We start from the raw sequence: 24,376 nt of genomic DNA, 5'->3' as shown, positions 1-24,376 counted from the left end.
ACATAGGGTCAGCCTCTTAAATACTCGAAAGCCTTAGCTATTCGAATTTGTAAGGACTTATCATCGCTCGTACTGACCGAGACTGCGTTAACAAAATCCCGATCCTTCAAGAGCGCTTGGTAACGGACCGCCAAGTCGCCTTGCACGTCCGGAAGATTTGCAAGCGCAACGAATATGGAGTCGATAACAGCGTAGTTTAAAGGCCCTCTTATATGAAAGGGCTTGGGACCTAACTCAGAATGGATAAGGCCTACTACTCTATAAAAATCACTCTCGATCTTAGAAAAAAACGCTTCAGCTTGATCTTGGGGCATGCGGTTGACCTGAGCCATGAAAGAACTTAAGAAGTTCTTCATCGGCTTCTCATATGTATTCCACTTATACTGGAGTGTCAGCAAGCGCAATATCAACTCAACATCCCGAAGCCTCTTATCCTCTTTCGGCTTACCGATTACTTGTCGCCAAAGGTCAAAATCATTGAGGTGCTGCAGAATCTCTGCAAACTTCCCATGATAGACGCATCTTCGTATCTCCATTGCATTGAGGTTGATCCCCCCAGTATTCAACCGTTCGAAAATATGATAGATACTGGAGTCATCCTCGGGGTCTAACTGCTGAATAACTGTCGCACGCAGCACAGTATCATCTAATAAAAACCGATCAGACTCGTCGAGCTCTTCGAATGTTTTGTTTCGCCATTTGGGAAGCACGCCACTTAACCGAAAGATTTTCTCGTCGAACCTATTACTGAAGAATCGAATCGCTGACATTATCCGCTGCTGACCGTCAACAATTGATAGCTGGTTCGTACCCCTGACTTTATAAAGAAAGACACCAGGAACAGGAAGACCGAGCATGAATGACTCAATCAGCTTGCTGGCCTTTTTCTGATCCCATACATAGTTCCGCTGAAACTCAGGAATAATGAGCTGACCACTTTTGTACTTATCGAAATAGCCCCGAAGAGTTAAGTCCGCAGGGTAATTAGAGATGTGATAAACAGGCTGACTATCCTCATCATCGGTGTCAGTATCGGTGGGGTCGATATCCCAATCTTCTGAATCACTCATTCCCTTCGAAGCCTCTCACGTCCCAGTTAATATGGCTCAAAGCTATCATAATTCCGAGAAATGTAAAATTTTTTTTCGGGCTGCCTAGGAGCTATGCATGCTCCAATATCGGTGCGCAAAATTACTACGTCTGGCGCTAGCCGATGACTCTTCTCGTTCCCCTCGACACAATGCTGATGAAGTCTGAAAGTGAATACAGCCACGCCTCTTGCTCCTTGGTGTACGTCGAATGGATTGCTTTTGGCACTACCAACTGCAAGGCTTGAGCACGCATCTCTGAGGTTTGCCGTGTGCTAATGGCTGCCTCGAGCGTAACCAAGTGCTTTTGTGAAATTCTGTCGGCCTCACTTAACACCTGACGCCATCTATCTTTACAGGTCGTTTTTGCACCAAGCATCAGCAGGCATTCATCAGGGAACAGGGGATCGCGGTATTCAGCAAACCCTGGGAATAAGAAATCCGGCCTTGAATTATTTTCAGTTACGCCAAATTTCCCTCGCCCTTGTTCATAACGCAAACCATTGCTCTTGAAAATTTCGTCCAAGTGATCTTCGAATGCAAATCCCACTCTTGATTTACGTCTGTTCTGGACGCTGAGAGAGAAGCTGATGAAACTCTCGACATCATCAGCAAAACCCAGATCAAGTTTTTTCGAAATCAAATGACGCTCAAGTATCCGGAATAACATTTCCTCGTGGCCCATCCAATCCAAGATGGCGGAATCTGGGCATACAAATGGATCAACGTTCCCAGGAGATGTGTTCCTAGCAAAAAGAGAAAATTGCGCAGTAGATGGAAAGCCATCGTCACCAAATTTCTCGACTACTCTGTCAAGCCAATAACCATCATTCGTAGTCTTTGGATTAAGTTCCAAGCCAAGGTCTTCCAACATATTCCGCAATGGAAGCAGTAGCTCCATTGAGTCCAATCTCCCCGGTGTAAAACTAGTCCCTATAACATCCAAACCAAATAACGCCCGCAGTTGACTCTCTATACTACTTCCGGCTGAAGTGAAAACCATAAGCAATGAATCATCACGCATCTTTGCAATTAAAAGGAAATCTCCTTCCGTAAGCAGTTCGGTCACGGCATTGCGGTAATAGTAGAGACGGTACTCAGGCCTCCTATGCGGCTGTTTTCTTCTGCAGTCATACCATGTCACTGATCCATCCACTACTTCGGGCGCCAATGACTCGTCAGTTATGTACACCTGTTTCGCGTCAAACCGGTTTTCCACGTCCTTCCCTGGCGTTCCAAGATATTTTTTAAATCCTACAGCGGGTAGCCCACCAATCTCGTGTTGATTAGATCGTGCCCGATCGGCGTCTACAGCAGTTAAATACTTAGCTGCAACACCTTCAAAATAATCACTTATTCTATCTGTAAACATCCTGCCCCCAAGTTCCATTCGTCGATTTGAAAGCTACTGGCACCATCCGTTAACCATTTACTTATTTGGTCAATCAGCGAACAGTCCCTGCGCCTGATCATAGACCTTACGGCACATTCCCAGACTGTCAGCACACGCCATCCGGAGTCATGAAGGGCGACTAACTGTCGGGCATCCCGTGCCTGATTGGCCTCAATCTTCTTAAGCCAGAACTCGGGGCGCGTTTTTGGGATTTTGAAATATGAGCAGCTGTGGCCGTGCCAGAAGCATCCGTGAATGAACACCACTGCTCTGTATTTAGGAAGCACGAGATCGGGCTTCCCTGGCAAGTCTTTCACGTGAATCCGAAATCTGAAACCTCGCGCATGAAGTCCCTTGCGGATCAAAAGCTCAGGGCACGTGTTTTTACCTTTAATCCCGGACATCATCCGGGACCGAGTTTTAGCATCAACTACATCAGTCAAGGAGGCCTCCGAATATACTTCTTACCGCGATCAAGGTGAGACTGGTACGATTTCATACTTCAAGTGGGGAGAGGGAATTCCAACTGAGAATGCTGCGCCATGGTTTTCTTTTTTGCCTGCATGATGCGGCTTTTCATCAGCTTTGCCACCGCTGCGAATACTGGGACAGCGACCGAGTTACCAAACTGCCTGTACGCTTGCGTATCAGATACGGGTATAACGAATTTTCTTTCGCCTGGTCTATCAAAGCCCATCAAACGTGAACACTCGTGAGGTGTTAATCTACGCGGCCGATTAAGCTGGTTCAATTCGTGATTGAAGTCCAAGGTTTTAATGAATCCGCGGTCGACTAATATTTCGGAGCCGTCCTTGTGGTACCTAGCCGATAACGTCCTTGCAACGTCATTAGCACGAGTTAAACCAAAACCGAAGCCATTACCCTTCTGCCGATGCTTCTCTGCATAGCGATATAAATAGTCCCAAAGTTTGGGGGTGAGGATGTATTTTTTATCAACATCCTTATCAAGGATGTCACCAAAACTCGGCCGATGCTTTGGAATAAGCTTATCAATATCTCGCAAGGTGAAACCATCGTGAACGTTAAGATCTCGACGAAAACCAACCAAAACAATTCGCTCGCGATGTTGCGGTACGAAATGCTTAGCATCGATCACTTTGGGATCGGCACCCTTGGGGGCATTAACATCGGATACCTCATAGCCAAGTTCGTCAAGCGCCTCACAGATGATTCGAAAAGTATTGCCCTTGTCATGACTCTTAAGGTTTTTGACATTCTCTAAGAGAAAGGCAGCCGGTTTTTTGGCCGCGATAATCCGAGCCACGTCAAAAAAAAGAGTACCTTGAGTTTCGCACTCAAATCCATGCTTTCTGCCAAGTGAATTTTTTTTCGAAACGCCAGCCAGAGAAAAGGGTTGGCAAGGAAAGCCCGCTAGCAGCACGTCATGATCGGGAATTTCTCTATCGATATTTCTATAGGCATCATCCTCACTAATCTCAGGTTTATCAGACAGCGTGACCGATCGAATATCTTTATTGAACCGATGGCGAGACGGATCGCAATAGTGATTTGCTTTATAGGTCCTCACCGCATATTCATTCCACTCAGAGGTAAAGACGCACTCACCTCCAACAGATTCAAATCCCCTACGAATCCCGCCAATACCAGCAAATAAATCAATAAAGGTAAAGGAAGGTTTGTAGCTCGGCTTTATCGGAAGAAGCGATTCCAGATGCTTATACTCTCGGTGGGTCAAGCGAGGCGATGATTTACCTTTCATCCAGCGATTAACAGTCTCGCGGCAGTGAGATGAGCCTATCTCATTAAGCTTCGCTGCGACCTGACCTTGGTCAAAGATCTCAAGTAGCTTCCTAAGCAGAGCCATATCGTCAGCCGGGTCGGGATCCGGGAGAGAGACCGGGTGCCCTGCAAACATACTTTCGGAATTATCATTTTCAAAAAAATTCATATGCCCTAATTCTCTCTGGGTCAAAGCTGTGACGGATCGTCACCATTCTATCCCTATACTGGGGGAAGTAAATTCTTCATTTGGACATCGACTGCTTCCGGGGTAGGTAAGTGGCGGATGTGCAACGAGCCGTATACTGTATGGATGAACAGTATAGCGTCCAGCGCCGATTCGTCTAGGTTTTGGATACAGTATCCTCGCTCGGTGCGTCGGTGTTGCTAGGCCAGACCCTGTGGGGTCTGATCTGATATTCATCGGAGAAGCGCACGAAAAAAGTGCTCGGGACTGGCCAACGGCCGATAAGCCGATATTCCCATAACAGATCAAGAGCAAGCTGACTCTTACAGGTTCAGCAGCACTCACCAAATCTCACCACAACGGACTCACGAAAAGACCATGGATATGGCCAAGAAAACCTCCAATCTAGAAGCCCTCATTTTTCTCGCCAGCAAGCTCCCTTGGTGGATCAGTGCTGTTCTCGCCGTGGCGTCGGCAATGTGGCTGCATTCGATGGCCATCGCTCCGCTCCCTACAAACCTGGATCCGCGCCATTTCGACAAGATGGTTTCGGCGTCGGCGTTTCGGGGCATGGCCACGTTCGGGCAGTTCTTTGTTCCTCTGATACTAGTCGCCGGTGCCATCGCCTCAATCATCGGCCGCCGAAAACGCCGTAACCTCCTTGAATCGGCGGCCACCACCAAAGGCAACCCTCTGCTGAGCATCACCTGGCACGAGTTCGAATTACTGGTGGGCGAAGCCCTACGCCGACGTGGCTACTCAGTACGGGAAACAGGCAAAAACGGCCCTGACGGCGGCATCGATTTGATCGCGCGCAAGGATGGCGAGACGTACGTGGTGCAGTGCAAGCAATGGCGCTCGGTGCAGGTCGGTGTGCCGGTGGTGCGGGAGTTGTATGGCGCGATGGCGGCTGAAGGTGCTGTCGGTGGTTTCGTGGTGACCAGTGGGACGTTTACCAAACCAGCCCGGGATTTTGCAGAAGGCCGTAACGTGCAACTGGTCGACGGCACAGTGCTGAAGCAGTGGATTGCCGAGGCGAAGAAGCCCGGTCCACGGCCAACCGTCGAGATAGTGCCAGAGCGTGTCGAGCCAGCCATCGTTGAGCCGGAGGTGGTGGTTACGCCAAGTCCCGCTTCAGCTCCAATTCCCGTTCAAGCGCCCACTTCAACCGCGACACTAACCGTCGTACGTGAAGCTGAGCCTGAACCTGCTGCACCCCTTTGCCCGCACTGCCGCAAAACCATGGTGATACGTGTCGCCAGAACCGGCGCCAACGCTGGCGGGAATTTCTGGGGTTGTGTGGCTTATCCAAAATGCCGTGGCATCCGGGGGATTTTCGCGCCGATGACGGTGAAGTAACGCCGCAAGACCAGATGAGCACGTCAGCCAAACCGTGACCTGCTCCGCACAAATCTCGCACCAACGGCCTCCGCCGCGCACTTTAGCGGCGTCATGAGATGGCGGCGTATCAGTGACGAATCAGGGGCTGACACGACTCTCGCGGGCAAGCGCGCTCCTACAGTGGATGTGTCCTTGGCAAGGCCTATCTGGCGGCCCTCATACAAAGCGCCGTGCCGCGAAGCACCACAGACCTCTGAAAGTTCCCGCCCCACCCCCTCCCCGCGCATAACATTTTCGCTAACAAATAGTTACCCGGGTTTCATTTGCCCCCGCCGCCCATCGTTCCTAAAGTGGCTTCACCCCATCGAACCCGCCCAGCGCGGAAACGGTGAACCCACACACCCAAGCCGGAGAACGTCAAACGCCCGATCAGCTTTTAGCATTTTGTTTCTGTCGTTTCGCTACGTCGTTGCTCCCGACGTGGTGCCTCCAAGCTCCAAACTTCAGCCGCTCCCCAGCGGCTTTTTTTTGCTCAGGATTTGCTGAATCCGACCTGCTATCTGCGCCGTATCAGCGACCGGTCGGGCATGAAGCCGACCGCAAGCACCCACACGCAAAACATCGCCCAGCAATCGCGCCAAATCCGCCATATCTCGCCCGTCCATCCCCTGCCGCGTGATGAACTGCGTCCCCAGCCGCAACGCCTGATGTCCAGCACTAGAAGGATCAACACAAGTCCCAATGAGAATGCCCTGAGCCTGCAACGCGTGCATCACAGCCTGCGGGTCAGCATCCAGTGACAGCGGCAGCAAGAGTTGATGGGTGTGCACTTCGCCGTCATTAGCCCCGATGACAGGCAACCCAACATCGACCAACGCGCGATGTAGCGCCGCGCTGTTGCTGACAATGCGGGCGGCATAGTCACGGCCATTGGCCTGGGCTTCAGTGAGGGTGACCGCCAAGGACGGCAGCCGGCCCGCGTCGTAGTTAGCAAGCATCCGGGTATCGAGCACCTCGCGCAAAGCGATCGCGTCTTCCGGGTGGCGGCCGAGCACCAGCCCTTGCGGGCGTCCGGGCAGGGTTTTGTAGGTGGAGCTGCTGATGAGGTCGACGCCGACGTCAAACGGGTTGGGGTACGTGCCGCCAGCAATCAGGCCCAGCACGTGGGAGGCGTCGAACAGGGTTTTGGCGCCGACCGCACGGGCCGCGCTGACCACCGGGGCGATGTCGTCGGCCTTGATCATGACGCTGCGCCCTAGCACCACGAGCCAGGGGCGGATTTGGGTGATCATCTCTGCCGCGCGCGCTGCGTCGAGCTGGCAGTTGCGGCGGTCGAATGGCAGGTCTTCAACGACAAGGCCTGCCAATTCTGCAGTGCCGCCACGGCGCTGGCTGAGATGCCCGCCGTGCTCGGCAGCGGGTGCGAGCACTTTGTCGCCCGGTCGGCAATACGCATGAAAGATGGCCAGGTTGGCGAGGGTGCAGCTGGCCAGGCGGACTTCGGCCCATGCTGAGCCGAACAGGGTCATGGCCGCCTGGCTGGTGAAGCTTTCGAGCTCACTGACCAGTTCGGTGTCCGGCTGTTCTTTGTGACCGGTCGGGCCCATCGCCGGGTAGGCGCTGAACGCGGGATTGTAGGCAGCCATGGCGCGTGCGCTGGGGAGGTTGGCGCCGGCGTAGAGCATCAGGCGCTGGGTCTCCAGTTGCGGCAATCGGTCGGCACAAGCGGCCAGCAAGGCATCGAGATCACGGGGCATGGTCGGCAGCTCCCTTAATGGCTAATCAACAATCAGTCAACGGCGAATGGAGTCCGGGTGCTCGGACTCGTCCCTGACCAGCAGCATCAGCGCGTCGCGTTTCTCCAGCAGGTGGTGGCGCAAGATGCTGCTCAGGCGCTTGCCGTCCCGGGCTTGCAGGGCCTCGATCATTTCTTCGTGGTCGTGCAGGGCGCGGTCCCATTTCGGTGCTTGATGATTGGAGAGAAAGCGTAATGCGTGGATGCGCCGGTTCAGCGACAGGTAGACCTGACGCAGCGCCGAGTTGCGCGCCGCCAGGTTGATCAGGTCGTGGATCGCGCGGTTGCGCTGGTAGTAACCCGGCAGGTCGTTCTGGTTTTTGCTGACCACCATGGCGTAGTGCAGCGCTTTGATGTCGTCGATTTCCTGGGCGGTGATGCGCTCACAGGCCAGCTCCCCGGCGAAGGCTTCGATGCCGCTCATCAGTTCGAAGGTTTCGCGGATCTCCAGCTCCGACATGCGGGCGACGCTGGCGCCACGGTTCGGATTGATTTCGATCAGCCCTTCTACGGCCAGCACCTTTAACGCTTCGCGCAACGGCGTGCGGGAGATGCCGAGGGTTTCGCACAGCTCGCGTTCGTTGAGCTTGGTGCCGGGTGCGAGCACGCCTTCGGTGATAAAGCCGCGCAGGTGATCGATGACGATGTCGTGCAGGCGCTGGCGTTCGACCTTGGGCATTGGCCGGGCGTCGGGCTGTACGCTCATTTCTTCAGTATTTTGCATTCAAAAATCCTTCCTGGACCCGCTCTAGCGCCGAGCCCTTATTCGAAAATGCTCCAGTTTGTTGGGAAGATTAGCGTAATTGGGCCGTTTGACACAGCATCGCCCTGTGCTAGGTTAATTTTGAATTCAAAATACAAAATTATAAAAAAACAAGGAGACACCGATGCTGAAGCTCGATTTCCACCCTGCCGGTCGCCACTTCCTTCAGATCCCGGGGCCTAGCCCTGTGCCGGATCGCATCCTTCGTGCGATGAGTTACCCCACCATTGACCACCGCGGTCCGGAGTTCGGCGAGCTGGGGCTCAAGGTGCTGGAAGGCATCAAGCAGATCTTCAAGACCGTGCATCCGGTGGTGATTTATCCGGCGTCGGGCACCGGTGCCTGGGAGGCGGCGCTGTGCAATACGCTGAGTTCGGGCGACGAAGTGTTGATGTTCGAGACCGGCCATTTCGCAACGTTGTGGCAGAAGATGGCGCTGAGCCTCGGGCTCAAGCCGCAGTTCATCGGTCGGCCCGGCATTGAAGGCTGGCGCGGCGGGATTGATGCGCAAATGATCGAAGACCACCTGCGCGCTGACGGCGGGCATCGCATCAAGGCCGTCTGCGTCGTGCACAACGAGACCAGCACCGGCGTGACCTCAAACATTGCGTCCGTGCGCAAGGCCATTGATGCGGCGGGCCACCCTGCCCTGCTGCTGGTCGACACCATCTCCGGCCTGGCCTCCGCCGACTATCGTCATGACGAATGGGGCGTGGACGTGACCGTTTCCGGCTCGCAGAAGGGGCTGATGTTGCCGCCGGGCATCAGCTTCAACGCCCTGTCGCCGAAAGCCATCGAGGCCAGCAAAAGCGCCGGTTTGCCCCGCAGTTTCTGGGCGTGGGACGACATCATCGAGATGAACAAGACCGGTTACTGGCCGTACACGCCGAACACCAACTTGCTGTACGGCTTGTCCGAAGCGCTGGACATGATCCTCGGCGAAGGCCTGGACAACGTGTTCATCCGTCACAACCGTCTGGCGAAGGCCTGCCGCACCGCCGTGACCGCCTGGGGCCTGGAGATTCAGTGCGCCGATCCGAGCGTTTACAGCCCCGTGCTCACCGGCGTGATGACACCTGAAGGCATTGATGCCGACCAGGTGCGCAAGACCATTTACGAGCGCTTCGACATGTCCCTGGGCACCGGCCTGGGCAAGATGAAAGGCCGCATGTTCCGAATCGGTCACCTGGGCGACTGCAACGACCTGATGCTGATGGCCACCCTGACCGGCTGCGAAATGGGCCTGCAGATGGCTGGCGTAAAACTGCAGTCCAGCGGCGTTCTGGCCGCGATGGATTACCTGGGAGGGCAATCGGTGCCGCTGCGACGCGACTGACGCAACACCCCGCTGCGGCACCCCCGCGGCGTTTTTGACACATCTCACTATCCCGAATCATCGCGTTGTCAGCGAACACAATAAGAAACTGGAGATAGCACATGAAGTTTTTACGTCTGCGCCCCACCACGGTGGTGCTGTTCATGCTGTGCGCCATGTATTTCATTACGTACCTGGATCGCGTCAATGTCAGCACCGCCGCCGTCGGTTTCGGTAAAGAATTCAATCTGAGCAAAACCGAGATCGGCATCGTCTTCTCGGCCTTCGCGTACCCCTACCTGATCTTTCAAATCATCGGAGGCTGGGTCAGCGACCGCTTCGGCGCCAAGCGAACGCTGGTGGTGTGCGGGCTGATCTGGGCCAGCGCCACGGTGCTGACCGGTCTGGCGGGCGGCTTTGTCTCGCTGATCGTCGCGCGGATCCTTCTCGGCCTCGGTGAAGGCGCCACCTTCCCCGCAGCAACAGCGGCAATGTCCCGCTGGATCCCCAAGGAAAAACGCGGCTTCGCCCAGGGCATCACCCACGCCTTCGCCCGCCTCGGCAACGCATTGGCGCCGGCAGCGATGATCGCGGTGATGGCCACCTACGGCTGGCGAGAATCGTTTTATGTCTGCGCGGCCACCAGCTTTGTGTGGGTCATTCTGTGGATGTTTTTATTTACCGAGCACCCGAAAGATCACCCGCGCATCTCGAAACAGGAACTGGACACCCTGCCGCCGCCGAAAGTGAAATCCACCGTCGTGCTGCCGTGGGGTCGCCTGTTCAAGCGCATGGCGCCGGTCACGATCGTTTATTTCTGCTACGGCTGGACGCTTTGGCTGCTGCTCAGTTGGGTGCCGATGTACTTCATGAACATGGGCCTGGACTTGAAGGGCACAGCGATTTTCGCGTCGACGGTGTTCTTCGGCGGCGTGGTCGGCGACACCCTGGGCGGCATCGTCAGCGACCGTATTTATGCGCGCACCAAGGACTTGAACAAGGCCCGCAGCCTGATGGTTGCCGTGTGTCTGGGCCTGACGCTGCTGTCGCTGGTGCCGTTGATGTTCACCAAGGACATGCACATTTCCCTGGCCTGCCTGGCGATCGGGTTTTTCTTCTCCGAGATGACCATCGGCCCGATGTGGGCGATTCCGATGGACATCGCGCCGGACCATTGCGGCACTGCGAGCGGCATGATGAACACCGGATCGGCCATGGCCGCCATCGTCAGCCCGGTGGCCGCCGGTCTGTTGATCGACAAGTTTGGCAACTGGCAGCTGCCGTTTCTGGTCAGCATTATTCTGCTGGCGATTGGCGTCGTGCTGTCGTTCCGCATGAAGCCGCAGAACAAGTTCGACTACGGGACGCCGGCAGCGCCGCTGACACCGGGTGCGGAACCTGCTCCAGTGGTCAGTAAGTAACGCGCGACAACGTGAGCCGCCTTCGGGTGGCGCTTCCGTCCTGTAAGTTGCAATCGAGCCCACTCAATGGAGCACCCTTTTGGACACTGACACCCAACCTTCGCGCCTGGCGCAATTAATCGTCGATGCTCAGAACAAGCATGATTTGTTGGGCGAGCTGGATGTCGACCTGAACCCGACCGACCGCGACGCGGCCTACCTCACGCAGCAGAAAATCCTGCGCCTGCGTGGCGTTGAAGCAGGGGGCTGGAAGATTGGTTCCAAGTCCTTGGACGGGCCGATTCAGGGCTCGCCGCTGCCTCGCGACTGCCTGTTCCCGTCGACCGGCACGCTGGACCGAAGCGTTTATCCGCCGGTGGGTCTGGAGCTGGAAATCGCTTTTCGCTTCAATCGCGACTTCAGCCCTCGGGATGAGGCGTACAGCGACGAGGAAGTCATGGCGGGCATCGGCGAAATGGCGGCGTCCATCGAAGTGGTTTCCAGCCGGTTTGCGGCGTGGCCGAAGATCGAGCCGCTGACGCAATTGGCCGACTTGCTTAACCACGGCGCCTTGGTGGTGGGTGATTTCGTACCCTACGATGCGTCCTTTCCCTTCGTGGAACCGACGCTGACCTTCACGGTGAATGGCGAGAGCATCGTGCCGTCCAACGTCGCGAATCCGGCAGGCGACCCGCGCCGGCTGTTGCCGTGGCTGGTCAACCATCACACCCTCAACGGACTGCCGTTGTCCAAGGACTTCGTGATTACCACGGGTTCTTATACCGGCATGCACCTCGCCCAGGGCATGGCTGAGGTGATGGGGCAGATCAATGGGCTGCCACCGGTTTCACTGACACTGGCTTGAGGTCTTAACTCGCTGCCATAAAAAAACCCGCCGAGCTGGCGGGTTGTTTTTTGCTGTAAAGCTTTTAGTCAGGGCGGCGAACATACGACCGGTAGACAGGCTGCCAGAAGTCTTTTTCGATCGCTGCTGACAATTCTTCTTCCGATTGCGGCGGCGCCACACTGTCGCGCTGGGCCGCCATGCCGACGGCAAAGGCGATGCGTTTGCTGACGGCCTGAACATCCCGAAGCGGCGGCAACATCTGCCCTGCCGCTGCGCACTCAGCCAGCGCCTGGGCCGACGCCATAAGCATGCCGTCGGTGACGCGGGTCGCCTTGCTCGCGATGGCGCCGAGGCCGATGCCGGGGAAGATGTAGGAGTTATTGCACTGGGCGATGGGAAAGGTTTTGCCCAGCACCTCAATCGGCAGAAACGGACTGCCCGTGGCCACCAGCGCCTGCCCGTCGGTCCATTGCAGGATGTCCTTGGGGTGCGCTTCGATCTGCGAGGTCGGGTTGGACAGCGGCATGATGATCGGCTGCGGGCAATGGCTGTGCATGGTCTCGACGATCTGCTGGGTGAACAGTCCGGCCTTGCCCGACACGCCGATCAGCACGGTGGGTTTGGCGTTGCTGACCACCTCATGCAGCGACGGCCAGTGGGCGCTGAACGCCCAGTCGTTGAGGGAATCGCTGGAGTGGGCCAGGCGCTGTTGGAAATCATAGAGGCCCGGCTGGCGGTCGGTCAGCAGCCCTTTGCTGTTGAGCAGAAACACCTGGCTGCGCGCCTGGGCTTCGGACAAGCCTTCGAGCTGCATGGCGGCGATGATCTGCTCGGCGATCCCACAACCCGCTGACCCGGCGCCTACGAACGCGACGGTCTGATCGGACAAGCGCTGGCCCTTCATCTTGCAGGCGGCCAGCAAGGTGCCGACGGTGACAGCGGCCGTGCCCTGAATGTCATCGTTGAAGCAGCAGAGCTGATCGCGAAAGCGCGCCAGCAACGGCATGGCATTGGTCAGCGCGAAGTCTTCGAACTGCAGAATGGCTTCCGGCCAGCGGCGCTGGACGCCTTCGACGAATGCCTGCACGAACGCATCATATTCGGCGCCGCGCACACGCTCCTGGCTGCGGCCGAAATACAGCGGGTCCGCCAACAGCGCGGGATTGTTGGTGCCGACGTCGAGCACCACCGGCAGCGTGTAGGCCGGGCTGATGCCACCGCATGCCGTGTACAGCGACAACTTGCCGATGGGGATGCCCATGCCGCCAACGCCCTGATCGCCCAAGCCGAGGATGCGCTCGCAGTCGCTGACGACGATGACTTTGACGTTGTCTTTGGTGACGTTGTTGAGGATTTCGTCGATGCGGTCTTTGTCGGCGATGCTGATGAACAGGCCGCGATGGCTGCGGTAAATGCGGGAAAATTCCTGGCAGACCTTGCCGACGGTGGGGGTGTAGATGATCGGCAGCATCTCGTCGAGGTGGTCGTCGACGACGCGGTAGAAGAGTGTTTCGTTGGAGTCCTGGATCGAGCGCAGGAGGATGTGTTTATCCAGATCGGTCGCGCAGGCCTGGTACTGGTGATAGGCGCGGCTCGCCTGTTGTTCGATGGTTTCGACACGTTCCGGGAGCAGGCCTTGCAAGGCAAGGGCTTCGCGTTCGTCGAGGCTGAACGCCGTGCCTTTGTTCAGAAGTGGCGTGCCCAACAACGTGGGCCCGGCGAAAGGGACTTGCAAGGTGCGATCAGTGGCATGGGTCATGTCTGTCTCCTGTGCTTATTGTATTTTGAATTGAAATGTACACCTTTGGCCTGGAAAACCAATGCGCCGATGGAATCTGCGGTGCCAGGACGGACGCTTTCCCGGCTGAAGCCGGTCCCACTAAGGCATTGCGTACACCCAAGGAATTGGCTCATGCCGCATACCCTGTGGGACCGGCTTTAGCCGGGAAAGCGTCAGGCGTCACGCCGTATACCTTGTGGGACCGGCTTTAGCCGGGAAAGCGTCGCGTGACACAGTGCAAATCTCGCGTCTAAACGCCGCCCTCAAGTGTAGGAGCGCGCTTGCCCGCGAAAGCGTCGGCATGGACTGCCCGTCTGCGTCGGATGTACCGGCCTCTTCGCGGGCAAGCGCGCTCCTACAATGGCCAGCGGCAGATGATCAGGTCTCGTGGCGTACCCACTTGCCTCTTCCCGGCTGAAGCCGGTCCCACTAAACACTGCGTACACCCAAGGAATTGGCTCACGCCGCATACCCTGTGGGACCGGCTTTAGCCGGGAAGGCGTCGCGTGACACAGTGCAAATCTCGGGTTTAAACGCCGCCCTCAAGCGTAGGAGCGCGCTTGCCCGCGAAAGCGTCGGCATGGACTGCCCGTCTGCGTCGGATGTACCGGCCTCTTCGCGGGCAAGCGCGCTCCTACAATGGCCAGCGGCAGATGATCAGGTCCCGTGGCGTACCCACTGACCCCTTCCCGGCTGAAGCCGGTCCCACTAAACACCGCGGACACCCAGGGAATTGGCTCACGCCGCATACCCTGTGGGACCGGCTTTAGCCGGGAAAGCGTCGCGTGACACAGTGCAAATCTCGCGTTTAAACGCTGCCCTCAAGTGTAGGAGCGCGCTTGCCCGCGAAAGCGTCGGCATGGACTGCCCGTCTGCGTCGGATGTACCGGCCTCTTCGCGGGCAAGCGCGCTCCTACACTGGCCAGCGGCAGATGATCAGGTCCCGTGGCGTACACACTGGCGCCTTCCCGGCTGAAGCCGGTCCCACTAAAGACCGCGTACACCCAGGGAATTGGCTCACGCCGCATACCCTGTGGGACCGGCTTTAGCCGGGAAGGCGTCAGGCGTCTCGCTGCAAATCTTGCGTAGTACATATCGGCCCCTTCCCGGCTGAAGCCAGTCCTACAGATACACCGCGATCATCCCGTAGGACTGGCATGAGCGAGTCCCGCTGACACCCTCGCGCTCACGACTTTCAACCTGCTATCACCCTCAGGCAAAATGCCGGACCTATGTAGGAATCATCCCCAGGAGTGGTCGGAATGCGCTTGTTCAGTTTAAGAACCCTGCTGGTCTGTACCGCGTTGGCTTCATGCCTGGGCATGGTCGGCGCGCAGGCCGCGACCAAGGCCAAACCCGCGCCGAAACCTTCTGGGCAAAAAGTCGCGATGCTCGGCGGCAAGTTCGCTTTCACCCTGCCGAAGGACTACGTCAAAGGCCCGATGGAAGAGATCGACGCCAAGGCCAGGGCTGCCGGCGTCACCGGCTCGCTCTACATGAACAAGCCGGCCAAGCGCGTGGTGATCATCACCGAAGCGCCGCTGCCCAATGACCAGAAGGTCGGCGCCAACGACAAGCAAACCCTCGACGGCATCATCGCTGACACGCTGCAACAGCAGCAGTCGAGCTACAAGGACTTCAAGAAGCTGGGCGAGAAAAAGATCGTACGAAAAGGCCTAGGCATGCGTCAGCTGGATATCTCAGGCAGCGTGGACGGCGGCCGGGTATTGAGCACGACGATTACTGCTGCCTACGGTAAACGCACGGCGATGGTCAACGTGATCTCCCTGGCGAAAGACGCCAAGGCCCACGCCGAGGTGGTGAAGGGTGTGACCGGCGGGAAATAAGGATTGCTGCTTTTTCGGCGGCGATTGCAGCCGGAAAAGCAGCGATTTCAGATCTACCGTCGTCAGATGTCGGCGGGCAGCAACCGAGGCTGATTTACTCGGGCAACGTCAGCTTGGTCCCACCTGGATGCGCCTTGATGACACTGTAAGGCAAGACCGACCATTCCGGACTTTCACACGCGCGCATAACGCGGGGGAAGGACGGGCCGAAAACGATGCCTTTTTCAGTCAAATGCCAGGTCGGAAATTCCCAGACCGACGGGTCGGTGTAGTCGCAATCGTCTTCGGTAGCAGGCTTCTGCATGTCTGCCGGGTGCGCGGCCTTCAGTTGACCGACCAGCCAGGGGGCGAAGGCTTTACCGCGGTAGTCTGAATACGTGTCGAAACTCGTGCCACCTTCTTCATCACGTTCGTAGTGAAACGGCGCGCCCTTGCCGACCCACACCACATCTTCCAGCGTCAGCTCCTTCCCCGTGCTGGCATCCAGATTAAGCGGCGAGTCGCCGAAGTCCGGGTGTGCACCGCCGCAATCGTAATCGGTGAAGACGCTCAAACTCACGATGCCGGGCGTCAGCAAGTGCGGCGTGACCGTCTGCGCAAAATCACCGCCATTGCGGCTCGCGTTGAGCATGCACTGGTGGTAGCTGACAACTTCCTGCCACAAGCGCGAGCGCAGTTGCTGATTAATAGCGGCGGCCTGCTCCGGTGAGTAACCCGAAGTGATTTCAAACATCGAAACGCCTGACTCCGGCTCGACCCACCATTGCAGCCCATGGCCCATGAACGTAGCGTTTTTATCCGCCTTGAGCTTCAGGTGCGTGAGCCGCAGGTAGTCGTACGCCGACTGTTTATAAATGGCCTGCCACCCCGATTCAGCGGAAGCATCCGGCGCGGTGATGGGGTGTTCGGCCAGTTGCACCTTGTAGGACTTGCCCTTGCTGCTCCAGTCTCCGGTCCAGGTCGCGTCCGAATTCTTGTGAAGCACCAGCTTCGGCAACTTGGCTTCGTCGTCGTAGCTCAGGCCCTCGGTCAGCGTCAGATCACTTCCTTTCGAAGTACCGGAAAGCGGCAGGTCCTTGTGGTATTTCTCGTAGAAATAGCGGCCACTCACCTCTTCAGCGCTGGTGAGATCAAGCTCGACGACGATGGGCGATTTACCCAAAGTGCCTGTCAGAACATGGACCGCATTCTCGGCGTGCAGGGTGAATGGCGCGACCAGCGCGGCGAGGCAGGTGATACGCAAAACGGAGAGAGAAAAAGGCATCAGACGTCCCTTGTGATGATGCTAACGGGTGGGGCCAGTAATCTCCCGAATCGCGGAGCGTCTGGCAAGGGCCAGCCGTGTTTTCCTCAACGCGTGACAGCGCACTCAACGCCTGCCTTCAACCGCCATCCGCACCGCGAACCCGAACAACACCGTGCCCATCACCCAGCGCTGCAGCGCCGCCCACCCCGGTTTCTGCGTGAGAAACGCTGCGATGGAGCCCGCCGCCATGGCCACCATCGCATTCACGCTCAGGCTGACCAGAATCTGCGCGCTGCCCAATATCAGTGACTGAGTGAGCACGCGGGTGCCGTCGCCGACAGTAATGAATTGCGGCAACAGCGACAGGTAAAGCACCGCCACTTTGGGATTGAACAGGTTGGTCATCAGCCCCATCAGGAACAGCTGCCGGTTGTTGTCCTGCGGCAACTCCTTCACTTGAAACGGCGAACGACCGCCCGGTTTCACGGCCTGCCAGGCCAGGTACAGCAGATACACGGCACCGGCCATGCGCAGTGTGTCGTAGGCATAAGGGACTGCCATCACCAACCCCGTGATGCCGAACGCCGCGCACAGCATGTAGAAGATAAAGCCAACCGCCACGCCACCGAGGGAGATCAGACCCGCCTTGGGTCCTTGTGAGATGGATCGCGAAATGACGTAGATCATGTTCGGCCCTGGCGTCAGCACCATGCCGAGGGCAATGAGGGAAAAAGCGATGAGGTTTGAGAGTTCGGGCATCAGAGGCTCCTGCCGGTGTGACGGAATGCACATCCGGACAGCGCCGAATGGCCGTGATATTTCAGCCAACCTGCGTAGAACGGTCTATACACAGATGGCCGGAAAACACGCCATGACAGACGGCACCCGTCACTTATCCAAACGGAACCTGCGCCCACGCACTCTCCAATGGCGACCGGCGTGAATTATTTCTCCGATAGTGGCTAAATGCTCTTCCCTGTACCCCGTCGGCGGAGGACACTCGCAGCGTTGGTCGTGACCGATGTAGCCGTCGGGATGCTGCGTTATTACCCAGTAGAGCGCTATGAACACTTCGGTCCAAAAAGGTCTCTCCTTCGCCAAACGCATGCACTTGCCGCGCAGCATCGGCCTGGGCATCGGTTTCTTCGCGGTGGCTGCAGCGCTGTACCCTTCCCATCCGCCGGCCTGGGTGTGGATCGCCATGATCGCTCACGGTTACGGCTGGCCGCACATGGCTTACCTGCTCGCCAAGCGTTCACGTCAGCCTTATGCCGCCGAGCGCCGCAACTTGATCTACGACTCGCTGGGCGGCGGCTTCTGGGCGGGAGCGATGGGTATCAGCCCGCTACCCACCGTGACGGTGCTGTCGATGATGGCGATGAATAACATCGCGGCCGGTGGTTTACGTCTCTTCGTGTTGGGTTCGCTGGCGCAGATCGCCGGCGCACTGGTGGCGTACAGGATTTTCCTGCCGGCGCTATTCCCCCACGTCACTCAGCTGCAGCTGTTCGCCTGCCTGCCCATGCTGGTGATCTACCCGATGGCCATCGGTCTGGTCTGTTATCAGGTCGCGGTGCAACTCTCCAGAAGCAAGAAAGCACTGGAAAAACTCAGCGCCACCGACAGCCTCACCGGTCTTATGAACCACGGCGCGTGGAAGGATCGACTGGCGCTGGAGTTCGATAAGTGCCAGAAGCTCCACCGCCAACACAGCGTCGCGCTGATCGACATCGACCACTTCAAGACCATCAACGACACCTACGGCCACATCAGCGGCGATAACGTTCTCAAGCAACTGAGCAACGCGCTGTCCGCCAGCCTGCGGCAGACCGATCTGGCCGGGCGTTATGGCGGCGACGAATTCTGCGTCATCCTCCCCGACACCACCCTGGCCCAGGCCACCGAAATACTCGAACGCCTGCGCCGTACGGTTCATGACCACGCCCACTCGGCCCTTCCCGATCTCAAGCTGAGCCTGAGCATCGGCGTCGCGGCGTATGGCGCGCACCAGACCGACGCCGGCCTGTGGCTGCACGAAGCCGACATGGCCCTGTACGACGCAAAAAGCGCCGGGCGCAATCGGGTCACGCCGGCGCAGCCATCCAGCAAGGTGTTTGCGCGTGAAGGCGCGGCGTTGGAATGAGTCGGCATCGTTGTCGATCTCTCGAAGATTCGCTATTCGCTGCACGCCATGGCGTCGGTCGGTGCCTTAATCTGCTTGAGCAGCTCAAGAGGCGTCATTCGCGTCAGTAGGTTCTGCAGGCTGTCACCCAATATCAGCGCCCCATACAACCCTTCTTCCCGATCCAGATGCGTTTGCTGCACGTCGCGGTAGGCCTCGGGGTAGATGCTTTTCTCAATGGGCAACAGCCGGTCGTAATGTTCCAGCAAACCGTGGAACACGATGCGCCGCTCGGTGACGCCGCGGGTGGTGGCGATCAGTTTGATGAAGAAATCCGAGTCGCTCTGGCGCATGGCTTCGTACGCGGCGTATCGCTCCGCCAGGGTGTAAGCGCAGGACTCGTCGAACACCACGCAGCACAGGTCCTGACGCGAGCGTGAGCCGAAGGGGTTGTTGGTCGCGCGGCGGCGATTGCTCTGCGCCAGCGCAAAGGCGACCGCCCGTTCGGCCTGGTTCATGCGCTCTGGGCTGCCCAGACTGGAGAGATCGTCCAGTGCGGGTGCCTGACGTCCCAATCGCTCGACCTCCGCGCTGAAGGTGGCAAACACGCCGTGGGGCCCGAGCCATTGCTTGTGCAGCTCGCTCAACTGATCTCTGGACAACCGGCTTTGCTCATCGACCAATTGCTGAAACGCACTTGAGGCGTCCACATGAAAGTCTGCATCGATGCACGATTGCTTCAAGGGCTCAGACGTTGCGATTTGAAGGGTCATCGATTCCATCCTTATTATTGATCGTTATTGTGGGTGCATCATCGCGAACACTTCGTGGGGACACATCGAAGTGCCGAAAACAGGGTCATCACTCAAAAGACCACTTATTAAGACGCCAGCGTCATCGCGGCAACGTAGAGGTCGAAGACAGCTTTAAAAGTTTGGTTATTAAATCGAGTTAATTATGCACTTACCGCTCGACGGAACAATCCGTCAGATGTAGGGGTATTGCCAGTTTTTTCTTGCGTGGGGCCGAAACGTGCAGCGCCATGAGCTGCGCTCGATTTCTGACTTCGTTCTTCCTCAGCAACGACGACACGTGGTCGCGGGCCGTGTAATCACTGATCCCCAGCCGCTGGGCGATGGCTTTGTTGGTATGGCCCTGGAGCACTAGCTGAAGGACTTCCTGTTCTCTGGGGGTGGCTTTTTTCAATGGTCTGCGTTTGCGTTGTTCTTCTATCATTGGCCCTCAACAGTCTCCGCGACTTGCCGACCCTGGTCGTTAAATCAGCCATGGCCGCAACAGTGTTCTTATTGATTTGAAGTCTCTAACCATTAGAGAATTTGCACAGTCAAGCCCGGTTAATAACCGAACAACGATAAGTAAAGTTTCCTACAAATATTAGCGAAGCATCCCCACTGAGCCCGCAGACAATCTATACAGACACGGCCCCGTGCAAGTCCATGGGATATATAACAGCGGGTCAGTTGTATAGACGGGGACAATAAACGCTGCAAATGATAATTACAATCATCTGTTACAAATCAGCGGATCAATCGTTTCAAATGCTGCGGATTGCGAACCCGCAGCATTGAGTCTTTAAGAAGGGACGCCATTGCGACATCCCTCCCCCTTCAGTTTCCCGCCTGTACCACCCGCGGATCATCGACCTGCATGCCCTTGCGCAGGCCAAAGAACATGGCCGTCACCAGACCGACCGCGCCCATGATCACGCAATAGCCGACGCACACCCACGGACTCCACGGCATCAAGGCGATCAGCGCCAGTGGCGTAGTGCTTGCCCACAGGGCGTAGCTGATGTTGTAGGTCAACGAGATGCCGGAGACGCGAATGTTCGCCGGGAACAGTCCGACCATGACCGAAGGCACGACGCCGACAATGCCGCAGGCCAGGCCGGCCACCGCGTAAGCGAGGCTCAACGGCAACCAGTGATTGACCAGACTGGCGTAAAGCACTCCGACGCCGACCGGCAGCAGCAGACTGTAGAGCACCACCCCGCGCCAGGCGCCGATACGATCGACCAGCATGCCGGCCAGCACGCAGCCGATGTTGAGGAAGACGATACCGACGCTGCTCAAAGCGAACGTGTCGCTGGGGCTCATGCCGAAGCGCTGCTGCATCACCGTAGGCGTAATAACCACCAGCGTCACGACGGCGGAGGTCAGCACGCAAGTCAGTAACGCAGCCGGCAGCAGAGATTGCCGATGCTGGCGCAGGACAGCGCGCAGCGGCAGTTCAGTCATGCCCTCGCGCTGGGCATGCATCGCCATGAACACCGGCGTCTCGCTGAGCCAGCGTCGCAGCCACACGCCGATAACGCCGAACACGCCGCCCAGCAGAAACGGGATGCGCCAGGCGTAATCGAGGATTTCCGCGTGGCTGAACACTTTTGCCAGCCAGGTCGCCGTCAGCGCACCAATGAGGTAGCCGAAGGTCAGACCCGCTTGCAACACGCCCAATGCGTAACCGCGATGACCTTTCGGCGCGTGCTCGGCGACGAACACCCAGGCGCTGGGCACTTCACCGCCAACGGCGGCGCCCTGAAGGATGCGCAGCGCCAGCAGGATCAGCGGTGCCCAGTAGCCAATTTCAGCGTACGTCGGCATCACGCCGATCAGCAGACAGGGCAACGCCATCATCAGGATGCTGAGGCTGAACACTCGCTTGCGCCCCAGTTTGTCGGCGAAGTGCGCCATCAGAATGCCGCCCAGCGGACGCGCCAAGTAGCCGGTGACGAAGATGCCGAAACTCTGCAGCAAGCGCAGCCACTCGGGCATTTCCGGCGGGAAGAACAGCTGACTGAGCGTCAGGGCGAAAAATACGAAAATGATGAAATCGTAGATTTCCAGCGCCCCGCCCAGTGCCGCCAGGCCCAGGGTTTTGTAGTCTCCCCGGCTGATGGGTTGTGGGCGCGGTCGAAGAATGGCTGTCATGAAAGACCCCAAATCACAGGTTGAAACGCACGCGGGTGCGACAAAGGCGCGCAGGATAACAAAGCTGACGGCTTGCGGGCGGATCGCTGACGGCTGACGCGTTTCAGCGGCTGATTTAAAAATTCACCGTCGCCGAAACCCGCGCCGTACGCGGTGCGCCGAGGAACAGGTAATCGTCCCCCAGGTATTCGCCCGCGTCGCGCCAGTAGCGCTTGTCGAACAGGTTGTCGACGGTCAGGCGCAATACCGTGTCGTAGCCCTCGATTTTGGTGCTGTAGCGGCTGCCCGCGTTGAACACCGCGTAGTCATCGACTTTCACCGAGCCTTCGCGATTGGCGAACTTGCTGGCGCTGTATTGCACGCCGCCCAACAGCGCCAGCCCCTGAATCGGCAGGGCGTAATCGGCTGACAGGCTGCCACGGAATTTGGGCACGTTGATCGCCTGATGATCTTCGTAAGCCGCGGTGCCGCTGTCTTCAACCCGCGCGCGAATGGCGGCGACGCTGGCCGACATCTGCAACTGCGAGGTCACGTAGCCATTGGCGCTCAGCTCGACGCCAGTGTTTTTCTGCTGGCCCTGCTGGACGAAAGTCAGGGTGCCGTCTTCGTTGGGTTTCGAATACTGATACGCCTGTCGGGTTTGAAACACCGCTGCGGTGAAGCTCATGCGGCGCCAGTCGTACTTGACCCCGGCTTCCAGTTGGCGAGAGATCGTCGGCGCGAGGATTTCCCCGATATTGCTGTCGAACACCGACGCCGTGCCGCCCAGGGACAAGCCTTTGCTGTAGCTCGTGTACAGCGAAACGTTGTCGATCGGCTTGTAGATCAGCGCAGCCTGGGGCAGGAAGATCGACCGCTCGGTGTGACGGTTGTCGCTGCCGTCCTCGTTGTAGGCCTTTTCGTCGAGCTTCACTTCACGCCCCCCGATGACCGTTTGCCAGTGTTCGTTGAAACTGATGAGATCGGTGGCGAAGAGTCCGTACTGGCGGCTGTCCAGGCGCCGTTCAGTGTGGCCCACGGAAAGGTCCGACGGCGCGAAGCTGTCCGGCGTCTCGTGGATGTTGCCGGAGCCTACGTATTCGCTGAAATACGGCCGGGTGTCGACCGTGCGCCGGAACGCGCTGCTGCCGAAGGTCAACTCATGCTTGAGCCCGCCGGTGTCGAACAGGCCGGTCATCGACGCTTCGACTTCATCATTGCGTCGCGTGTCGTCCGGGCTGCGGAAATCGTAGATGTCGTAACCGCCGCTCGGCGTGAAGTGCCCGGTCAACGGCTCGGCAGGGCAGTCACGCTGGTAATAGCAGCCGTAGGCGAAGGCGCTGTAGTCGTCGATGACCACGCGGCTGCGTGAGGCGCTGAGGCTGGCTTTCCAGTCGTCGCTGAGGCGGTATTCGTAACGACCGGTCATGTTCAGCGAGTCGATGCCCACCGGGTTCGAGCCGCTTTGATAGCCCAGCAATTTGCGCGGCGAGGCGTCGTGGGGCAGCTCGATGCCGCCCAGCAACTGATAGCCCGGCACCGAGCGCTGTTCTTTGGTCTGGTATTCGACGTCGAGCTGCAGGGTGGACTGGTCGTTGATGTTCCAGTCGAAGGCCAGGGAGGCGAAATCCCGCTGACCATTGGCGTGCTCGACGTAGGAGCGAATGTCCTCGTGGGCAACGTTGGCGCGCAGGCCGAATTGCTTCTCGCTGCCGAACCAGCCGCCGACGTCCGTGGCGATGTAGCGCTCGCCGTGCTCGTTGGTCGAAACCGTCACCGAGCGCACGTCTTCCGGGCGTTTGGTGTTGTAATTGATCACGCCCGCAGGCTCGGACACGCCGCTCTGCAGGCCCGACAGCCCTTTGAGCAGCTCGACCTGTTCCTTGTTCTCCAGCGCCACGTTTTGCTCGCCGGTGATACTCCGCCCGTTGATGCGGTAGCTGTTGGCCGCGTTGAGCGAGAAACCGCGCACGACGAAATTCTCGTAATAGCCCACCGGCGCATAGCTGTCGCCCACCGACGCGTCGTTGCGCAGGACATCGCTGAGCAGTTTGGCCTGCTGGTCCTTCAGCCGCTCGGCGGTGAACACCGATATCGACGCCGGCGTATCCCGCAGTGGTGCTTCGTTGAACCCGCCCACCGAGGCGCCACTCGCCTGATAGATCGACTCCTGCTCCCCGGTCACCCTTAGCGCGTCCAGTGTCACCGGCTCGGCTTCCTGGGCTGCCAGCCATGGCGAAGCGAAAGCAATACTCAGCGGCAGCAGCCGACGGGTGAAACCGGCAGCGGGACGGGACGAGGTGATCATCGGCGGTTGAATTCCTGGAGAGGGGCAGTCGGGCAATGAGAAACACAGGCCAGTTCGGCGGCGCCTCTTTTACGTTCTGCGCGGCGTTTTTACAACCGGGATTGGTGTGGAATTCGGTGTGCAGGTGACTTTTGTATGACCGGCTTCAGCCGGGAAGGCTGCGCCATTGGCGAAACAAATGCGTCGGATGTACCGGCCGCTTCCCGGCTGAAGCCGGTCCTACGGTCCCTTTCTGGCCGACATAGCAATTTCGAAT

General features: G+C 57.9%; 18 protein-coding genes and 1 pseudogene. 6 read left to right on the top strand and 13 right to left on the bottom strand.

The genetic code is table 11. The features are described 5' to 3' along the window. Window positions 1-8 precede the first annotated feature (8 nt). From BMY98_RS23805 to dcm, 4 genes are all read right to left on the bottom strand, one after another. Window positions 9-1,070 carry a GmrSD restriction endonuclease domain-containing protein gene (locus BMY98_RS23805; RefSeq protein ID WP_074892829.1) on the bottom strand — a complete coding sequence of 354 codons (1,062 nt, stop codon included), beginning with the start codon at window positions 1,068-1,070 and terminating at the stop codon, window positions 9-11. Between the two features lie 136 nt (window positions 1,071-1,206). Then, window positions 1,207-2,460 (bottom strand): type II restriction endonuclease, encoded by a 1,254-nt coding sequence (locus BMY98_RS23800; protein WP_074892827.1) that lies wholly within the window; start codon window positions 2,458-2,460, stop codon window positions 1,207-1,209. Then, on the bottom strand, window positions 2,442-2,924 hold the full coding sequence (locus tag BMY98_RS23795) for a very short patch repair endonuclease (protein WP_074892826.1): 483 nt from the start codon (window positions 2,922-2,924) through the stop codon (window positions 2,442-2,444). The genes BMY98_RS23800 and BMY98_RS23795 overlap by 19 nt, the downstream gene beginning before the upstream one ends. Before the next feature lie 59 nt (window positions 2,925-2,983). Continuing rightward, complete coding sequence (dcm, locus tag BMY98_RS23790) at window positions 2,984-4,411, bottom strand: DNA (cytosine-5-)-methyltransferase (RefSeq protein WP_074892825.1); 1,428 nt, start codon at window positions 4,409-4,411, stop codon at window positions 2,984-2,986. Window positions 4,412-4,807: 396 nt separating this feature from the next. Between dcm and BMY98_RS23785 the strand changes: the two genes are divergently transcribed. Next, a complete protein-coding gene (locus BMY98_RS23785; RefSeq protein ID WP_074892824.1) occupies window positions 4,808-5,788 on the top strand; it encodes a restriction endonuclease in 981 nt (326 codons plus the stop codon). A 485-nt stretch (window positions 5,789-6,273) separates the two neighbouring features. Here the strand turns inward: BMY98_RS23785 and BMY98_RS23780 are convergent, their stop codons facing one another. After that, window positions 6,274-7,527 carry a glycine hydroxymethyltransferase gene (locus tag BMY98_RS23780; RefSeq protein WP_074892823.1) on the bottom strand — a complete coding sequence of 418 codons (1,254 nt, stop codon included), beginning with the start codon at window positions 7,525-7,527 and terminating at the stop codon, window positions 6,274-6,276. 36 nt (window positions 7,528-7,563) lie between these two features. After that, on the bottom strand, window positions 7,564-8,289 hold the full coding sequence (locus BMY98_RS23775) for a GntR family transcriptional regulator (RefSeq protein WP_074892822.1): 726 nt from the start codon (window positions 8,287-8,289) through the stop codon (window positions 7,564-7,566). 163 nt (window positions 8,290-8,452) lie between these two features. On the opposite strand from BMY98_RS23775, the gene BMY98_RS23770 reads away from it, so the two are divergent. The 3 genes from BMY98_RS23770 (at window position 8,453) to BMY98_RS23760 (ending at window position 11,908) form a co-directional block, all read left to right on the top strand. After that, on the top strand, window positions 8,453-9,664 hold the full coding sequence (locus BMY98_RS23770; RefSeq protein WP_074892821.1) for a pyridoxal-phosphate-dependent aminotransferase family protein: 1,212 nt from the start codon (window positions 8,453-8,455) through the stop codon (window positions 9,662-9,664). 101 nt (window positions 9,665-9,765) lie between these two features. Beyond that, window positions 9,766-11,064, top strand: coding sequence for an MFS transporter (locus BMY98_RS23765; protein WP_074892820.1), 1,299 nt, complete (start codon window positions 9,766-9,768; stop codon window positions 11,062-11,064). Between the two features lie 79 nt (window positions 11,065-11,143). After that, on the top strand, window positions 11,144-11,908 hold the full coding sequence (locus tag BMY98_RS23760; RefSeq protein WP_074892819.1) for a 2-keto-4-pentenoate hydratase: 765 nt from the start codon (window positions 11,144-11,146) through the stop codon (window positions 11,906-11,908). A 64-nt stretch (window positions 11,909-11,972) separates the two neighbouring features. Here the strand turns inward: BMY98_RS23760 and BMY98_RS23755 are convergent, their stop codons facing one another. Continuing rightward, window positions 11,973-13,649, bottom strand: coding sequence for an NAD-dependent malic enzyme (locus BMY98_RS23755; protein WP_074892818.1), 1,677 nt, complete (start codon window positions 13,647-13,649; stop codon window positions 11,973-11,975). Window positions 13,650-14,932: 1,283 nt separating this feature from the next. On the opposite strand from BMY98_RS23755, the gene BMY98_RS23750 reads away from it, so the two are divergent. Further along, window positions 14,933-15,517, top strand: coding sequence for a DcrB/PsbP domain-containing protein (locus BMY98_RS23750; protein ID WP_074892817.1), 585 nt, complete (start codon window positions 14,933-14,935; stop codon window positions 15,515-15,517). Window positions 15,518-15,611: 94 nt separating this feature from the next. Here the strand turns inward: BMY98_RS23750 and BMY98_RS23745 are convergent, their stop codons facing one another. Both BMY98_RS23745 and BMY98_RS23740 read right to left on the bottom strand, forming a co-directional pair. Continuing rightward, on the bottom strand, window positions 15,612-16,781 hold the full coding sequence (locus tag BMY98_RS23745) for a hypothetical protein (RefSeq protein ID WP_074892816.1): 1,170 nt from the start codon (window positions 16,779-16,781) through the stop codon (window positions 15,612-15,614). Between the two features lie 105 nt (window positions 16,782-16,886). After that, window positions 16,887-17,522 carry a LysE family translocator gene (locus BMY98_RS23740; protein ID WP_074892815.1) on the bottom strand — a complete coding sequence of 212 codons (636 nt, stop codon included), beginning with the start codon at window positions 17,520-17,522 and terminating at the stop codon, window positions 16,887-16,889. 304 nt (window positions 17,523-17,826) lie between these two features. On the opposite strand from BMY98_RS23740, the gene BMY98_RS23735 reads away from it, so the two are divergent. Then, entirely contained in the window at window positions 17,827-18,906 is a 1,080-nt protein-coding gene (locus BMY98_RS23735) for a diguanylate cyclase (RefSeq protein ID WP_074892814.1), read from the top strand. 32 nt (window positions 18,907-18,938) lie between these two features. Here the strand turns inward: BMY98_RS23735 and BMY98_RS23730 are convergent, their stop codons facing one another. The 4 genes and pseudogenes from BMY98_RS23730 to BMY98_RS23715 all read right to left on the bottom strand — a co-directional run bounded on the left by BMY98_RS23730 (window position 18,939) and on the right by BMY98_RS23715 (window position 24,120). Next, window positions 18,939-19,658, bottom strand: coding sequence for a hypothetical protein (locus BMY98_RS23730; RefSeq protein WP_108120546.1), 720 nt, complete (start codon window positions 19,656-19,658; stop codon window positions 18,939-18,941). A gap of 182 nt (window positions 19,659-19,840) precedes the next feature. Then, window positions 19,841-20,121, bottom strand: a pseudogene (locus BMY98_RS23725) (helix-turn-helix domain-containing protein). Between the two features lie 392 nt (window positions 20,122-20,513). After that, the gene (locus BMY98_RS23720; RefSeq protein ID WP_074892813.1) at window positions 20,514-21,833 is read right to left on the bottom strand and encodes an MFS transporter; all 1,320 of its coding nucleotides are present in this window, start codon (window positions 21,831-21,833) and stop codon (window positions 20,514-20,516) included. A 115-nt stretch (window positions 21,834-21,948) separates the two neighbouring features. Next, entirely contained in the window at window positions 21,949-24,120 is a 2,172-nt protein-coding gene (locus BMY98_RS23715) for a TonB-dependent siderophore receptor (protein ID WP_074892812.1), read from the bottom strand. Window positions 24,121-24,376 lie beyond the last annotated feature (256 nt).

The organism is Pseudomonas graminis, assembly GCF_900111735.1.
GTDB lineage: Bacteria > Pseudomonadota > Gammaproteobacteria > Pseudomonadales > Pseudomonadaceae > Aquipseudomonas > Aquipseudomonas graminis.
Note: the sequence above shows the minus strand (reverse complement) of the source record. Positions and strands in the feature narration are given on the sequence as shown.

Bases quoted from the DNA above. Each gene is read 5' to 3' on its own strand.
- BMY98_RS23805 (WP_074892829.1), bottom strand. From the start codon at position 1,070: ATGAGTGATTCAGAAGATTGGGATATCGACCCCACCGATACTGACACC.
- BMY98_RS23800 (WP_074892827.1), bottom strand. From the start codon at position 2,460: ATGTTTACAGATAGAATAAGTGATTATTTTGAAGGTGTTGCAGCTAAG.
- dcm (WP_074892825.1), bottom strand. From the start codon at position 4,411: ATGAATTTTTTTGAAAATGATAATTCCGAAAGTATGTTTGCAGGGCAC.
- BMY98_RS23785 (WP_074892824.1), top strand. From the start codon at position 4,808: ATGGATATGGCCAAGAAAACCTCCAATCTAGAAGCCCTCATTTTTCTC.
- BMY98_RS23780 (WP_074892823.1), bottom strand. From the start codon at position 7,527: ATGCCCCGTGATCTCGATGCCTTGCTGGCCGCTTGTGCCGACCGATTG.
- BMY98_RS23775 (WP_074892822.1), bottom strand. From the start codon at position 8,289: ATGCAAAATACTGAAGAAATGAGCGTACAGCCCGACGCCCGGCCAATG.
- BMY98_RS23770 (WP_074892821.1), top strand. From the start codon at position 8,453: ATGCTGAAGCTCGATTTCCACCCTGCCGGTCGCCACTTCCTTCAGATC.
- BMY98_RS23765 (WP_074892820.1), top strand. From the start codon at position 9,766: ATGAAGTTTTTACGTCTGCGCCCCACCACGGTGGTGCTGTTCATGCTG.
- BMY98_RS23755 (WP_074892818.1), bottom strand. From the start codon at position 13,649: ATGACCCATGCCACTGATCGCACCTTGCAAGTCCCTTTCGCCGGGCCC.
- BMY98_RS23750 (WP_074892817.1), top strand. From the start codon at position 14,933: ATGCGCTTGTTCAGTTTAAGAACCCTGCTGGTCTGTACCGCGTTGGCT.
- BMY98_RS23745 (WP_074892816.1), bottom strand. From the start codon at position 16,781: ATGCCTTTTTCTCTCTCCGTTTTGCGTATCACCTGCCTCGCCGCGCTG.
- BMY98_RS23740 (WP_074892815.1), bottom strand. From the start codon at position 17,522: ATGCCCGAACTCTCAAACCTCATCGCTTTTTCCCTCATTGCCCTCGGC.
- BMY98_RS23735 (WP_074892814.1), top strand. From the start codon at position 17,827: ATGAACACTTCGGTCCAAAAAGGTCTCTCCTTCGCCAAACGCATGCAC.
- BMY98_RS23730 (WP_108120546.1), bottom strand. From the start codon at position 19,658: ATGACCCTTCAAATCGCAACGTCTGAGCCCTTGAAGCAATCGTGCATC.
- BMY98_RS23720 (WP_074892813.1), bottom strand. From the start codon at position 21,833: ATGACAGCCATTCTTCGACCGCGCCCACAACCCATCAGCCGGGGAGAC.
- BMY98_RS23715 (WP_074892812.1), bottom strand. From the start codon at position 24,120: ATGATCACCTCGTCCCGTCCCGCTGCCGGTTTCACCCGTCGGCTGCTG.